We start from the raw sequence: 13,248 nt of genomic DNA, 5'->3' as shown, positions 1-13,248 counted from the left end.
TACCGTCCACCAGCAGGTCAGGGCCGGTGCATCTTGTCCACCTTGACGGTGAGGATGACGCGCTGCTGTGGGCCGCCGCCGAAGCCGGGATAGGGACGGCCGATGTACTTCTGGGACAGCTCGTCGATGTTCTGCCGGGCACCGTCGGTGGTGGCGGCCACGACGCTGCCGCGCAGCGCCCAGGACCGTGACGGTGCGGCCGGATCGGCGATACCGATGGCGATGCGCGGGTCGCGCCTGATGTTGCGGGTCTTCTGATGGGTGTCGACCGTGTTGATCAGTACGTGCTCGCCGTCGGTGGACGCCCAGGTCTGGGAGATCTGCGGCGATCCGTCGGGCATCAGCGTGGTCACGAAGCAGATCGCTCTGGCGTTGAGAACTTCGAGCAGGTCGTCGGGCAGGGCCATGAGCGGCAGAACCTTCACTTCTTCTGGTCGTTGTAGAGGCGGTCGATGACCGTCTCGTCCGGTGGGTCACCGGGAAGTTCGGCGTGGCGCAGACCGGCCAGGGCGATCGTGAGAGCGCGGCGCCACAGTTGCGGGGCGAACGCGCGGGAGGCGTCCATGACACTGCCCACCATCACGTGCGCGGCGGCGAAGTCGACGGGGGTCACGCCGGCCGGAAGCTGGCCCGCCCGCACAGCGCGGGCGATGAGGCCGGCCACGAGCGGGGTCATCCGCTCGTGCGCCCGCTGCACCAGGGCGGTGGCCTGGTTGCGGCTGCGCAGCAGTTCCCCGAGGCCTCGGCTCTGCGCCTCGATCTCCAATTGCTGTTCGAGGAACCAGGTGAGGCCGGCCCACGCGTCGTCGTACCGCGAGGCCTGTTCGGCGAAGTCGATCACCGTGTCGATGTGCTCGCTGAACAAGGCGTCCAGCAGATCCTGCCGGTGCGGGAAACGCCGGTACATGGTGCCCATCCCCGTGCCGGCGGCCCGGGCGATGTCCTCGTACGGGACGTCCAGGCCGGCGGAAGCCATGAGCTCATACGCCGTGCGCAGCAGGAGCTGACGGTTGCGTTCGGCGTCACGACGCAGGGGAGCCGGTTCGGTCACGACCCCAACCTACTGAAGTGGAATACATTTTCCAAATGGAATTCTCATTCCATCTGGTTCTGCAGTCATCACCCGTGCCGGGCGACCCGGCAGTCGAAGGCCCGCCCGTCACTCGTCCCGACCAGCAGCCGACCCGCTCCGGTCACGGTCAGCGCCGTCGGAAAGATGCCGCGGAGGCGCCACCGCTGACGCACGGAGCCGTCCTGCAGGTCGAGTGCCAGAATCTCGCCGTCCCGGTAGGCGACATAGGCCGTATCGGCGTCGGCGTCGAGGTCGACGGCGGAGTGGTCGGTGCGGAAGACCCACAGCGGATTCCCGGTGGTCATGTCCCGCCGTAGCACGAACGCGCCGCCCGGCTGCAAACCGCGACCGTCGTGCACCGTCCCGGCGTAGACCAGGCTTCCGTCCGCGACCTCGACCCCCGGCCCCGCGAAGTGCGTCTCGCCCTGCACCCAGGAGTACGGAAACAGGCGCCGCAGCTCGCCGGACTTGAGTGGACGACCATCGGTGGCGGCCGGCAGTGGATCCGCCGCCGACAGCCACGCGAACCGCGGTGTACGCATCGACGCGGACGTACGTTCGACCTCCCGCACGTAGATCCGCCGGCCCCGCCGGATTCGCAGGCGGCTGCTCTGCGGCCACTCGCCGGCGGACGCGACAGCCGGTAGATCGTCGGCGCATCGCACCAGTGCGTACGGATGAAGGGGACTGATCTCGTCGATCCGGGTGCCATCGGCCAGCGAACACCGGACCAGTGACTGCGCCGATTCCCGCCGGTGGGGCCGGACCAGGCCGGCCCAGACCGATCGTTCGTCCGGCGCCACCACGAGGTCCCGACCGCCGCTGTCCTGCCCGTTGTCGTCCGGTACACGCCACTGCAACTCGCCCGAAGGCAGCCAGCACTCCACCGCGACACCCGCCAGCGCCACCAGGACCCGCCCGTCGGACAGTCTCTCGACCGCGCGCACGTCGCGCCACGGCTCAGCGTCGGCGCTCAGCCGGCTCACCGTCGCGCGCGCCTGCACACGCCCGTCGAGGCGGGGGGCGGCAATCCGCGGGCCGGCCAGTTCCTCCGGTTCGATCGAGGCGGGGGCAACGGAGCGCCAGTCATCCCGGCGTACCGATGCCACATGCCCTTCGACCCGCGCGGCCCGGTCCTGCCAGTCGTCCGGCGGTGCCAGCACCAGCCGCAATTCCTGGTCGTCCAGCCATTCCAGGCCGAGCACCTGGCGGCCCAACCGGTGCTCGAACAGTGACACCACCGTGCTCGTCTCCAGGTCGAGCAGAAGCAGTTCACCCTCGAAGAAGTAGCCACCGTCGTAGCTACCGGTGCCGACGGCCAGCAGCGGCAACGTCGGATGGAATGCCAGCGCATGCACGGGGAAACGCGACCGGAGAACCGCCCGGCAGGTCAGATCACCGATGTCGAACACGGCCACCGGCGCCCGGCGCGACTCGTGGACGAACTCGCCCGCTACCGCCAGGCGCCCGTCGCTCACGACCGCCAGTGCGGGCTCGCCACCCTCGGCGAAGGGCCGGTCTCCCCAGATCCGTTCGACACGGAGCGAATCGATCACATTCAAGATCATTACAGATGCGAACTCCGGCGATGATCCCGCCAGTCACGCTCTACCCGGGCCTGATCCGGCCGGCGGCTACCGGGCTAGTCTCCAACGAACCACAGATACAGGTGGGAGCCGTTCTCGACGTCCTTGCACAATCTCTCGGCTTCGACTGCTGCGCCCTCCCCGATGAGGCCGCGGATGTATTGGTCCGACAGCTCTCGTCGGAGCCTCTCCACCTGCCGTTCATTGAAGACGGCGTCCGCATACGGCAGCAGGCTGCTCAGGCACGGATATCTCTCCGGATCCAACTGCCCCAAGCCCTGGGACCATCGGATGCCGTGCGACCCATGCGTCACCACGTCGCCGTTCTCGCTGCGGACCTGCATATCGATCATCGAGATTGCCCGTCGTCGCCTCATGTCGTGATGGGCAACATGCTGCCATGGGCCTCCGGCAGCGCCGGAGGCTGTAGCCCTCCTGCTACAAGTCATCTCGACATCCGACATGGCCGATGGGCGCGCCCTGATCTTGGTTTGACGACACTTCTCTGGCCTCGCCGACCGGTGTGTCCGTCGATGCATCGAGGGCCAGGTGGACTTCAGAGCTTGTTCCGCGGTGAGGGCGACATGAGGGCGTCCCACGCCGCGTCCGGGATCTGCCGCGGAGGCCGCACGAAAATACCTTGCTCAATGGTCAAGAACCGTTGACCATTGAGCGCATGCCTGCCGACGATCCTCCCGAGACGTTCCACGTCACCACTGACGAGCAGCTACGCGCCGTCTCCAACCTCACGCGCCACCGGATCATGGCCGTGCTGCGCTTCGAACCCGCGACGATCACGCAGATCGCCGAGCGAGTGGGCCTCGCGAAGGGAAGTTCGAGCTACCACGTACGGCTGCTCGAACGAGCCGGGTTGGTGAAGGTGGTACGAACGCGGAAAGTCCGGGGAGTCACCGAGCGGTACTACGCGATGGCCGCGCGGTCCATCGAGCTGCCGGATCCCGGCGAAGGCGGCCCCGATGTGCTGATGCGGCATGCGGTGGCAGACCTGGAGTCCGCGCCGGTCGATGGCGAGCGGCACGTACGGATGGCGCATCTGCGGCTCACCGGGGAGCAGTTCGCGGAACTCGGGGCGCGGCTGCAGGCGCTGGCGGACGAGTACCGGGAACTGTCGGATCCGTCGCTGCCGGACGTGTCCCTCGTCTTCGCACTGTTCCACCCGGCACGGCGCGAGCCGGTCGAAGGGGGCGCCAAGTGACCTCGGACGCTCCGAAGTTGCCGGCCGGATTCGGACGGCTGTGGACTGCGCAGACGATCTCGTCACTCGGTGACGGGGTGACGCATGCCGCGCTGCCGCTGCTCGCGTTGACGCTGACCCGCGATCCGATGGGGCTTGCCATCGTCACGGCCGCCGGCACGCTGCCGTGGCTGCTGTTCGGGGTGCTCGGCGGTGCGCTGGTGGACCGCTGGGACCGCCGGCGCACGATGTGGGTCACGGACGCGGCACGTGCGGCGCTGCTGGCGATACCGGTGGCGGCCGCCGCCTTCGACGTGCTGAGCATCCCCCTGCTCGCGACCGTCGCCTTCCTGCTCGGCCTCGGCGGACTCTTCTTCGACACGGCCGCCACGGCCTATCTGCCGGACCTGCTCGGCCGCGACCCCGCGCTACTGGAGCGCGCCAACGTCCGGCTGCGCGGCACCCAGACCGCCGCGTCCGGCTTCGCGGGGCCGCCTGCGGGCAGCGCCCTGCTCGCGCTCGGACGGGCGGTTCCGTTGCTCGCCGACGCGGTGTCGTTCGCACTCTCCGCCCTGCTCGTACGGTCGCTGCCCGCCACGTCCCGGCCCGTACCGCAGGCCCGTGAGTCGCTACTGCGGCAGGCGCGGGCCGGCGCCACGTACGTCTTCCGGGATCGGTTGTTGCTGGGGCTCGCACTGCGGCCGGCGGTCGGGAACATCGCCTTCGTCGCCGTGCAGACCGTACTCGCCCTCTTCGCGCACGACCGTCTCGGCATCGACACCTTCGGCTTCGGCCTGCTCCTCACGGCGGAGGCCACCGGCGGTCTGCTCGGCGCGGGCATCGCCTCCTTCCTCGGCCGGCGACTCGGCATCGGAACCGCGCTGACCTGCACAGCCGCGGTTGAAGGGCTTGCCATCCTCGGACTGGCCGCCGCCCCGAATCCGTACGCCGCCGGTGTCGCGCTCGCCGTCTGCGGAGCCGGCATGGGCGCCACCATGGTGCTCGCCCCCTCCCTGCGCCAGGCGATCGTCCCCGCACACCTGATGGGCCGGGTCACCTCCACCTCGCGCATGCTCGCCATGTGCGCCGCCCCGTTCGGCGCCTTCCTCGGCGGCTGGCTGGCCTCCACGTTCGACGTCCGCACCCCGCTCTACGCCGCCGCCGGCCTCCTGCTCACCATGACTGCCGTCACGACGACCATGACCAACAACCGCCGGGTCGAGGCGGCGCTGCGCGGCGTTGCCTCAACCAGCGGTCCAGCCCGCCCGGAGCCCGGCGATCCCGTGCCGCAGCGTGCAGCCGAACTGCTGTGACACTGCCGGTCGTCCGGCCTGTCCTGCTTCGTAGGCGATCCGTTTCCTCCCGGCCGTGAACGGCCGGGGTTCCACGGAGTATCCGGCTGAACGACTGCAGTGGCAGAACGTATTCTCCTGCCGCGAGCCGTGCGCCGCAGCAACACGTCAAGCGTCCCGGAACCACCCGGCCACTGGGCCGTTCTTGTAGTCGTCCTCGCTCTCGGGCGGCCAACGATCACGGAGGGCCTCCCGCATCTCGCCGTCTATGGCCGCGTCGGCGACAGTGCAGGGCGGCGAGTGCAGGCACCCCGGAAAACCTGCTTTTGCGAAGCTGCGATGCATGTCCCAAGCCTGCGCCAACTGCTCGCCGGTCAGGCGATGCAGAACGTAGACGCGAGGCTCGAAGTCCCAGTGCCCGCCCCCGCCGTCGTCGTTGGTGACCATGACGAACCAATATTCGCGGCCTTCATACAAGGCAACGCCAGTGACCGGGCCGTCGTACCAGTCGCTGAACCATACTTTTCGCACCTCGGCCAGCTCCGGTAGGCCCGTGAGGCGAGACGCGGCATGCACGATGTCGACCATACTGTTAAGCGAGCCCGCCACCTTCACTGCCGCGTTCCGGGAGCCACCGATAGCGACGTCCGCCACGAGGACGGACGCATGCTCGTGGCCCGGTGTCTGGTCAGCCGAGTGGCGGGCGCTTGAGGGGATGACGTTGCCGGATTTCCGGACATAGCTGGCGAAGCTCTACGAGAAAGTCGGCGAAGCGATGTTCGTCCTGCTGCTCATTTTCCACCCGCGCGACGAGGAATTCTACGAGTTCAGCATCGCCAAGCGCCGCGGCGGCAAATGCCGCCGCCTCCAAAGGCCCGGTGCCTTGCGGCATGACGGGGTGGAAGCTTCTCCACCATCCTGGACGCCCTTCACCCAGAAATACCTGGTTCGACCACGCGATGAAGCCTCGGAGGTCCTCTGCGGCCAGCAGCATCCGCAGTACCGGACCTTTCACATCATCCAGCAGATCCGGCGCGATCGGCTGGCCTGCCTCCGGAAGCGGGTACCAGCTGCGGCCCGTTGTCGTGACAGCCGTGCCGAAGAGGGCGTCGCTGCGGTGGCTTGTGAGCGGGGCAGGTAGGCCCATGACTGCCACCCGCACCAATAACTGAACTTGCGGCTGTCCGCCGCCCGTCCTGGTGTGGACGCTCAGCGTCCTGAGTATGCCGCCGGCCGCATGCTCGATCTGTTGACCTGCACGGTGGAATCCGTGCGTCACCAGCACGTCGTCATGCAGACGCTTCGCGATCCGAGCAGCCGTCCAGTAGCGGGACATCTACCCATTGTCGGCCAACCGGTAGCGGCGAGCTTCAGGCCCTCGGGACAACAAGCAGCACGAACAGGCATCGAGCACTACGTGAGCTGGCCACAGAAGATCCGGCTGTACCAGCCGTTCAACGGTGTCCCGGCTGCGCATAGCGAGCTTTTCACCGCCGGTGATCAGCCGGAATTCTTCGCCCGGTTGATGGCTCGCTCCCACTCGCCAATGAGGGTCTCCGCAATGCCGGAGTCCATTCGGCCAGCTTCCACCATGCCAATGAACTCGTTGGCGTACTCCAGTTGGAACGAGACGCCCCCCTCGTCCGAGAGACGGCAGATCTCGGCGACCAGCTCCTTGACCTCTTCCAGGTGGGCACTGTCCACCTGTGGGTCGATCTCATCACCCCATGGTGGTAGAGCCGTGTAGATCTGTAGGCCGAATCCGACCCAGCGTGCGCCAGAGTCGTCTGATCGATCGAGGAATCGGGGCGCGCTGATCACCCAGGTCCGCCGGTCGGCAAGCCGCTGAGCCGACGCAAGCATCATGTCGACGATCGGTGCGGTGGGGTCTCCCGCCAGCGCGACAACAAGCCGGTCGACGGGATGGTCTTCTCGCACAGGGTCCCTCCAACTGGCCGGGCGGCTGAAACCAGCGAGCTTGGCGCGGTGACTGCGGACGTCCGTACCTTGGCCGGCTTCTATCTGCCTGCCGGCAGCGAAGCCGTCGGCGCGACGATGGCGTAGGCCGACAGCACATCGGATTGGTTACCCCGCAGGTCGACAATGATCGGCTCCGCCGGCAGGCCGCCGAGGCCGTTGACCGTCACCGTTGCGTCGCAGGGAATCTCAGCAGTGGCTATCGCCTCATCTGAGGCACCGGGTTCGCCGCTACGCACCTCAACCGACAGCGTCTTACCTGGTGTCGCCGACGTACAGGCAGCCTGCATCCCGTACTCCGATCCGGCATCTGCACTGCGACGCAGGATGGACTGGCTGTCGGGGTGACCGTCCTTCTGGGTGACCACTTGTCGAGACAGCTCACCGGCAACGGCGGAGGGTGGCTCGAGACCTATGGGCAGTGCGCTGGTGGAAGCAGCGGGGACCGAGGACGGCGCGTTCTCACTATAGGGCGGAGTGGTCGATGGCGGCGTTGATGTCGGCTGGTTTGTACATCCAGCGAAAGCGGTGGCCGTCAGCACAGCGATAAGCACGGCTGCATGCCGAGATCTTGGCATGGGCACATGATGCCAGGTCACGACGAGTCGGTGATGAACACGCTGGACTGCCGCCGTGAGGGACGAGTGGTCAGCCGGGGGGTTCCCGACGTTACTCCCATTCGATGGGTGGCAATGACGGTGGTGTCAGCACCGGGCCTGTGCTCGGTGAATTCGACGGTGGCATTGAGGGGATCGCGCTCTTGGACGGTGACGGTGACGCTGCCCTCGTCGACGTCACCGGTGCCGGTGCCGTGCAGGTGGTGTAGGAGCCGCTGCTTCCCCACTTGCAGGTGTGCACGACCACGTTCTTGTTGGTGCGGAGGGTGGCGGTGTCTCCGGTGTTGTTCCAGACGTAGTTCCCGGACTGCCAGTAGCGGTGCCCGTTCGGTCGTCCGTCGGTGCCTTTACCGGTGTGAACGATCCGGGAATGCCCGGCAGGCAGGGTGCCGGACAGCTTGTAGACGTGGCCGGCTTCGTCGCGAATGGTCCAGCCGGTGAGCGTGATCGTGGTTTTGCCTTTGTTGGTGACCTGCGCGTATTCAGCGTTCAAGCTGGTGTTGCTGCGGTTGTCGGTGCCGGGCGAGTTGTAGTACACCTTCGTGAACCGCACGTTCGGGACACTGCTGGTCGCGGCGGACGCCATGGTGATGCCGGCGGCGGTGACGATCAGGGCGGTGCCGGTGAGGGCGATCCACCGCCACCGTTTACGGGATTCGGGTGTGGACGCTGCAGGCATCCGGCCATGCTCCCAGCTGGGCGACGTCTACGCAGTGCCGCGAACGGGTGGCTTGCATAGCCGACAGTGGCGCGGCCAACGAACGGTGCAGACGTCAGGCGGGAACTCAGGTGCCGGGGCCACGGCTGGTGAAGGAACCCGTCACTACGGCGGACCATGACCGCGGTCTTCTCGGCGACGGTGAGAAAGTCGTCGGCAAGGTCGTGCGTACCGAAAAGATCCAGTGGTGACGGAGTGTCTCTTCACCGTGGCGTCCGTGCCGGAGGCCAGGGCCGTGGTCGTCAGGTGGTGAGGTCGATCCGCTTGGTCTCGCCCGTGCCGACGATGATGTGGCGGGGCTGGAAGTCCGGCGGTGTCACGAAGCACATCACGCCCTCGACCGAACCGGCCGGGACGCGGCCGTCGAACCCTGTCGGGCCGCAGTGCTCGGCCGCGACCCGCTCGGCGGTACCGGAGCCGTCGCCGATCAGGGTGAGCGGGACGTACCGATCGCCTGAGGTGCCCCGGTAGGAGGCACTGAACGGCACCACCATCACGTGGAAGTCGCTCAGCCACGACGCTGAACCGGCCGGTGCCCCGCTAGTCACAGGCCCTGTCACCCGCAGTGTGGCGTCCCGGAAGTCGACGTCCTGGCCGGTGGGGGAGCGGCTCGCCGGCATGAACTTCGGATTGGTGTAGATGCTCATTCCGGTGCCGGCAGGCAACCGGGAGGTGGGCGCGACAGCGGCGGTCGAGGCCACCTGCCAGCCGCCCGCGCCGACGAAGCCGACGACGACGGCGATGACCAGCAGCGTCCACGGTGCCAGGTTCGCCATCCGCCGGGCGATCAGCGCCGCGATGACGATGGTGGCGAGCAGGACGACGACGAGGAAGACGTAAGCGCCTGTCCGGTGGGGCCGGTAGTGGTCGCTCGCGGTGCGTACGGCCACCAGCTCGCCGGTCACCGTGGACAGCGTGACCACGACCGGGGCGCCGAGCAGGCCGGGAGCGCCGGTTCCCAGTCCGAGGCCGCGCCCGTCGTCGGCGAGGGCTGTGGTCTCGTGGTACTCGATGCCCTCCTCATCAAGCCCTGAGTCGCGGGCGGTGACGACGGCGGGCACCCGCTCGCTCGGCGTCAGGGTGTCGATGAGACCCATGCCGAGCGTCGCGAGAGCGGCGCCGGGCACCAGGGCGAGGATGACGACGAGGACTTGGAGTGACGTGATCGATTGTGGGTCACGCATCCAGCCCCGGAGGGTCGGCGGGCCGGTGTATCTGGTGGCGAAGGCTCGCATGTCGCCAGCGTAGGCAGCCCGAGCACCGAGCCGACCGCCGACCCTGGTGTCGATGGTCAGGCTCAGCACGAACGCCGGCGTCGGCGAGAAGTCCACATGTTGCGCGCTTGAGCTTCAGCTCGGGCATCGCGCGGCATAGGGTGCGGTGACGTTCAGTGGTTTCCGTCCGACCAATGGCAGTGCTGGTCTATAGCGCTGCGCGGGCCAGCGTGTGGCTGACCCGCGGGTGTCGCGCGTCTCCGAGCGAAGCGCTCCGACCGGGTCAGCAGTCCTTGAGGTGCGGGCGTACGGCTGCCGGAACGATATCGTCGCAGTAGCCCGAGGTGCCGCCATTGACCGCTTGCCATGCGCCGTCGGTGTAGTGGAAGACCACCTTGGCGTTGTCGGCTTCCTTCGGGTGGGTCTCACCGAGCGCGTACCCCTGGTGGCAGGTGATGTCGGTCAGCGTGTCGGTCGGCGCGAGGTTGTCACTGATCTTGCTGGAGCGCAGCGCCTTGAGCAGGGTCGCCTCCGACGGCGGGCAGCTGCCGTCGGCGGCCGGCTTCGCTGTCGAGTTCCGGGTGCTGGTCGACGGCGCGGCTGAGGATTCCGCTGCGGTACCACCGGCTGTCGGGCTGCCGGCCGTCGAAGCGGGTGCGGTGCTGGTCGCTCCCGCAGCCGGGGTGGTGCTGGTCGGGGTCGCGCTGCCGGTGGTCTGGGCGCTTGAACAGCCTGTGAGGGCAGCGGCGGCAACAGCGGCAACAATGAGTGGCGTACGAGCGTTCACGATCTCTTCTCTCCCCGAATACCTGTTCCGCATCCCGTGATGCGCCAGATGGTCATCATCATGCTGGCTCCGCGTGGCCGGCGAATCACGGAAACGTGCCAAGACTGATTTGCAGCTTTTGCGGAGATTAGGTGACGGAGAACTTCGACCCGCTGTCCGTGTGTCGGCGGCACCGAAAAAGTTCAAGCTGAGTGATCAGCCTTCGGGTCGGCGGCATGCCCTCAGCGAGGAGAGCAGATCAGCCTGCCGCGGCAGACTATGACCCTGACCGAACTTCGGCGACGTCCGAGGGCCGCGCCGACAAGCGCAGCTCTCCATCCGGCATGAAATCTATGGTCACTGCTTCGATCATGGAGCCCACCGCAGGGAAGTCCGACGGTGTGGGATGCCGCGGACCCTTTTCCGCGAGAAGCACGAAGTCGATGAACGCCGCCACTCGTGTCACTGGATCGACGATTTCAACATCCACCCCGAACCGGCCGCGATGCGCTGTCACCTTGCACGTGACGGCTTGAAATTGGGCTAAACCCGCGCGCTTCCATCTCCATGGTTGGCCGGCCATCCGAACACCTTCTCATGGCCGGGCTGCGGTCGTCCGGGCTCGGCGCCACCCGGCACCGGCCCGTCACCGTGGTCGCCTCGGTGATACAGCGGGGCGAGCCGACGCCGACCGCAACGCAAGCTGAGCTGCGGTCACGGGCTCTCGGCGAGGCGGACCAGGGACGCTCGGGTGCTCTCGATCAGGGCGTCGCCGAGGGCCTCCAGGTCGTCGCAGGGACGCGATGGCATGTCGGCGTTGGCGCCGAGACCGGTGCTGAACCTCAGGTTCGAGTCGAGCACGTCCAGGGACACCGAGCAGACCGCCTCCCCTTCGATATTGCTCGCGTGCGAGACGAGGCGCGCGGCTCGTCCCAGATTCGGGACGTCGCGCGGGCTGCCTTCGGCTTCCTTGTATCGCCACCCGACCCATGCGACGGCCGCGTTCGCGCCGTAGTCGAGTTGCACGGTGCCGTAGCTTCGCCAGGAGCCGTCCTCGTTCTCGACGAAGTAGGCGCAGGCGCCGGCATTCACAGACGGCTGCGGTCGCAGCGCGGGATCGCCGAGGCGGGCGGCGACGGCCGAGAGGTCGAGACGGGAACAGGCGTCGCCGGTCTCACGGTAGCGTTCGTCGTTCCAAGCGTGGGCGACCACACCGCCCACGGCGACGAGCGCGAGGATCATCGCGGACGAGAGGGACGCGCCGATCCAGGCCGGCGCGAGGCTGGGCCGGGACGGCGGCGGGTCCCAGAGCTCAGTCGAGGTATCAATCACCGCGAAACGGTATGCCATGCGGCGGCGGCGTGTTGACCGGCCTCGACCCCAGGTGGCCGGGCGAACAGGACTGCCGTGAACACCGTCCGGGCGCGTCGGGGGAGCGCCGGGTCCTGATTCGATTCGGCTACGGCTGGTAGGTGAAGGCGCCGCAGTACTCCAGTGAGGAATCGCGCGGGTGCGGCGATCACGTTTGGTGGGAAGACGCAGACGGCGGGACGGCCGCGATGTCGTCGTCGGGCATCTTCGGTTCCGGCGGCCAGTCCTCGAGCACAGGGCGATCAAACACCATGGGCTCCTGAACTGCCGCGATCCGGGCGTCTCGCGCCGCCCTGCCGGCGCAACCGACCCACGTCAAATCAGTCCATACTTACGGCGAGCCAGAAAAACAACTTGAGACCAACCACGAAGACCGCAGCCAGCGCTAACGCGAGACAAACTACCAAGAACACAATGGAAAGGCCCTTGCCCACAGGCAGAGCCCAGTTCTCATGGGCGCCGGCCCGAGGATGCTGATCAGCCTTGCCCTTGAAGTCGAACACTGTCGGCACTGTACCGGGAGTCTGCTACGCCCCCCGGACTCTACTGCCGGTGATCGCGCGGCCAGGGTCGGTGGTAACCGCCTATCGGCATGGCGGACAGCATGCGAGAATCGCCAGGTCCCGACAACAGGCGCACCGGGGCGCCCGAGGCCATAGGCCGAATCGGTCGTAGTACGAGGCGACGCACGGGGCGGTCGTACGCGTGATGCACGAGCGGCATCCTGAATGGTCGCGACCGGACCCGGGCTGAGTTTGAGCGAGTCTTACTCTCGTGCCACGATCCGGACGCTTGCCCGCTCGCAGGCGGTCACTGCTCATGGTCTTCGAGTAGCGCCGCGCCCTGGGCCCATTCGTGCCGATACTTCTTGGCTTGGTGCAGTCCCCGAGCCGCATCAATCGGCCTGCCCTGCGAGCCACGCGCTGCGATGCTGGGATCAGCACCTCGGAAGAGCAGGTGCTGCAGCATGCGGAAGCGGATGGTCTGCTGCTGGGGCGTCCACGCCGTGGTGCCGGTGCCCGCCCCGTACCACAGGGCGGTGCGTCCAGCGGTGTCGACAGCGTTGAGTGGACAGCCGGCGTCGAGGAGACTGTCGACGATCCTCACGCGAGCATCGGCGGCGCCGACCAGACCGTGCGCCACCCGATGCAGTGGCGTTTTCCCGAACACCGTCAGAGCCCCGGCGTTCGCGCCGGCGGTCAGTAGCACCGCGACGACTTCGGATGCCGCCATCCCGGCGGCGACGTGCAACGGCGTACACCCGCGGTAGTTGCCGGCGTCCACGGCGGCGCCCGCGGCTATCAGCCGGGCGACCTCGCGCCTGTCGCCTGCTTCGGCGGCGATGTGCAGCGGCGTCTCTCCCAGCGGATCCATTCCCGCACGCTAGCGTGATCCATACTCGCAACCGATTGTCTGGCCGGCCGGTATGCACGTACGGGG

At 67.6% G+C, this 13,248-nt stretch carries 16 protein-coding genes; 2 read left to right on the top strand and 14 right to left on the bottom strand.

Annotated elements, in window-relative coordinates:
* Positions 1-17: 17 nt before the first annotated feature.
* From BC793_RS33335 to BC793_RS33320, 4 genes are all read right to left on the bottom strand, one after another.
* Positions 18-425 (bottom strand): TIGR03618 family F420-dependent PPOX class oxidoreductase, encoded by a 408-nt coding sequence (locus tag BC793_RS33335; protein ID WP_249037400.1) that lies wholly within the window; start codon positions 423-425, stop codon positions 18-20.
* Complete coding sequence (locus tag BC793_RS33330; RefSeq protein WP_239170426.1) at positions 422-1,051, bottom strand: TetR/AcrR family transcriptional regulator; 630 nt, start codon at positions 1,049-1,051, stop codon at positions 422-424. The genes BC793_RS33335 and BC793_RS33330 overlap by 4 nt, the downstream gene beginning before the upstream one ends.
* A gap of 68 nt (positions 1,052-1,119) precedes the next feature.
* Positions 1,120-2,628 carry a PQQ-binding-like beta-propeller repeat protein gene (locus tag BC793_RS33325; protein WP_146246548.1) on the bottom strand — a complete coding sequence of 503 codons (1,509 nt, stop codon included), beginning with the start codon at positions 2,626-2,628 and terminating at the stop codon, positions 1,120-1,122.
* 86 nt (positions 2,629-2,714) lie between these two features.
* A complete protein-coding gene (locus tag BC793_RS33320; RefSeq protein WP_239170427.1) occupies positions 2,715-3,011 on the bottom strand; it encodes a hypothetical protein in 297 nt (98 codons plus the stop codon).
* 323 nt (positions 3,012-3,334) lie between these two features.
* Here BC793_RS33320 and BC793_RS33315 point away from each other — a divergent pair, with 323 nt between their 5' ends.
* Together BC793_RS33315 and BC793_RS33310 are read left to right on the top strand one after the other, a co-directional pair.
* A complete protein-coding gene (locus tag BC793_RS33315; protein WP_109599795.1) occupies positions 3,335-3,874 on the top strand; it encodes an ArsR/SmtB family transcription factor in 540 nt (179 codons plus the stop codon).
* Complete coding sequence (locus BC793_RS33310; protein WP_109599793.1) at positions 3,871-5,166, top strand: MFS transporter; 1,296 nt, start codon at positions 3,871-3,873, stop codon at positions 5,164-5,166. Before BC793_RS33315 ends, BC793_RS33310 begins: the two co-directional genes overlap by 4 nt.
* Positions 5,167-5,313: 147 nt before the next feature.
* On the opposite strand, the gene BC793_RS33305 is transcribed toward BC793_RS33310, so the two are convergent.
* The 10 genes from BC793_RS33305 to BC793_RS33260 all read right to left on the bottom strand — a co-directional run bounded on the left by BC793_RS33305 (position 5,314) and on the right by BC793_RS33260 (position 13,182).
* Positions 5,314-5,733 carry a hypothetical protein gene (locus BC793_RS33305; protein WP_146246547.1) on the bottom strand — a complete coding sequence of 140 codons (420 nt, stop codon included), beginning with the start codon at positions 5,731-5,733 and terminating at the stop codon, positions 5,314-5,316.
* Positions 5,734-5,833: 100 nt separating this feature from the next.
* Positions 5,834-6,481 carry a hypothetical protein gene (locus tag BC793_RS33300; RefSeq protein ID WP_109599789.1) on the bottom strand — a complete coding sequence of 216 codons (648 nt, stop codon included), beginning with the start codon at positions 6,479-6,481 and terminating at the stop codon, positions 5,834-5,836.
* Between the two features lie 164 nt (positions 6,482-6,645).
* Entirely contained in the window at positions 6,646-7,083 is a 438-nt protein-coding gene (locus BC793_RS33295) for a hypothetical protein (protein WP_146246546.1), read from the bottom strand.
* A gap of 80 nt (positions 7,084-7,163) precedes the next feature.
* Entirely contained in the window at positions 7,164-7,490 is a 327-nt protein-coding gene (locus BC793_RS49115) for a hypothetical protein (RefSeq protein ID WP_146246545.1), read from the bottom strand.
* 301 nt (positions 7,491-7,791) lie between these two features.
* Positions 7,792-8,418 carry a lamin tail domain-containing protein gene (locus BC793_RS51745; RefSeq protein WP_239170428.1) on the bottom strand — a complete coding sequence of 209 codons (627 nt, stop codon included), beginning with the start codon at positions 8,416-8,418 and terminating at the stop codon, positions 7,792-7,794.
* Between the two features lie 281 nt (positions 8,419-8,699).
* Positions 8,700-9,692 (bottom strand): hypothetical protein, encoded by a 993-nt coding sequence (locus tag BC793_RS33285; protein WP_146246544.1) that lies wholly within the window; start codon positions 9,690-9,692, stop codon positions 8,700-8,702.
* Positions 9,693-9,954: 262 nt separating this feature from the next.
* Positions 9,955-10,560, bottom strand: coding sequence for a hypothetical protein (locus BC793_RS49110; protein WP_146246543.1), 606 nt, complete (start codon positions 10,558-10,560; stop codon positions 9,955-9,957).
* Between the two features lie 591 nt (positions 10,561-11,151).
* Positions 11,152-11,787: a hypothetical protein gene (locus BC793_RS33270; RefSeq protein WP_109599780.1), complete on the bottom strand. Its 636-nt coding sequence runs from the start codon at positions 11,785-11,787 to the stop codon at positions 11,152-11,154.
* A gap of 341 nt (positions 11,788-12,128) precedes the next feature.
* Entirely contained in the window at positions 12,129-12,311 is a 183-nt protein-coding gene (locus BC793_RS33265) for a hypothetical protein (RefSeq protein ID WP_109599778.1), read from the bottom strand.
* Between the two features lie 307 nt (positions 12,312-12,618).
* Positions 12,619-13,182, bottom strand: a complete 564-nt coding sequence (locus BC793_RS33260) for an ankyrin repeat domain-containing protein (protein WP_109599776.1) — start codon at positions 13,180-13,182, stop codon at positions 12,619-12,621.
* Positions 13,183-13,248: the final 66 nt, after the last annotated feature.

It is taken from the genome of Actinoplanes xinjiangensis (assembly GCF_003148685.1).
Classification (GTDB): domain Bacteria; phylum Actinomycetota; class Actinomycetes; order Mycobacteriales; family Micromonosporaceae; genus Actinoplanes; species Actinoplanes xinjiangensis.
Note: the sequence above shows the minus strand (reverse complement) of the source record. Positions and strands in the feature narration are given on the sequence as shown.

Bases quoted from the DNA above. Each gene is read 5' to 3' on its own strand.
- BC793_RS33260 (WP_109599776.1), bottom strand. From the start codon at position 13,182: ATGGATCCGCTGGGAGAGACGCCGCTGCACATCGCCGCCGAAGCAGGC.
- BC793_RS33315 (WP_109599795.1), top strand. From the start codon at position 3,335: ATGCCTGCCGACGATCCTCCCGAGACGTTCCACGTCACCACTGACGAG.
- BC793_RS33300 (WP_109599789.1), bottom strand. From the start codon at position 6,481: ATGTCCCGCTACTGGACGGCTGCTCGGATCGCGAAGCGTCTGCATGAC.
- BC793_RS33285 (WP_146246544.1), bottom strand. From the start codon at position 9,692: ATGCGAGCCTTCGCCACCAGATACACCGGCCCGCCGACCCTCCGGGGC.
- BC793_RS51745 (WP_239170428.1), bottom strand. From the start codon at position 8,418: ATGCCTGCAGCGTCCACACCCGAATCCCGTAAACGGTGGCGGTGGATC.
- BC793_RS33305 (WP_146246547.1), bottom strand. From the start codon at position 5,733: ATGGTCGACATCGTGCATGCCGCGTCTCGCCTCACGGGCCTACCGGAG.
- BC793_RS33270 (WP_109599780.1), bottom strand. From the start codon at position 11,787: ATGGCATACCGTTTCGCGGTGATTGATACCTCGACTGAGCTCTGGGAC.
- BC793_RS33320 (WP_239170427.1), bottom strand. From the start codon at position 3,011: ATGATCGATATGCAGGTCCGCAGCGAGAACGGCGACGTGGTGACGCAT.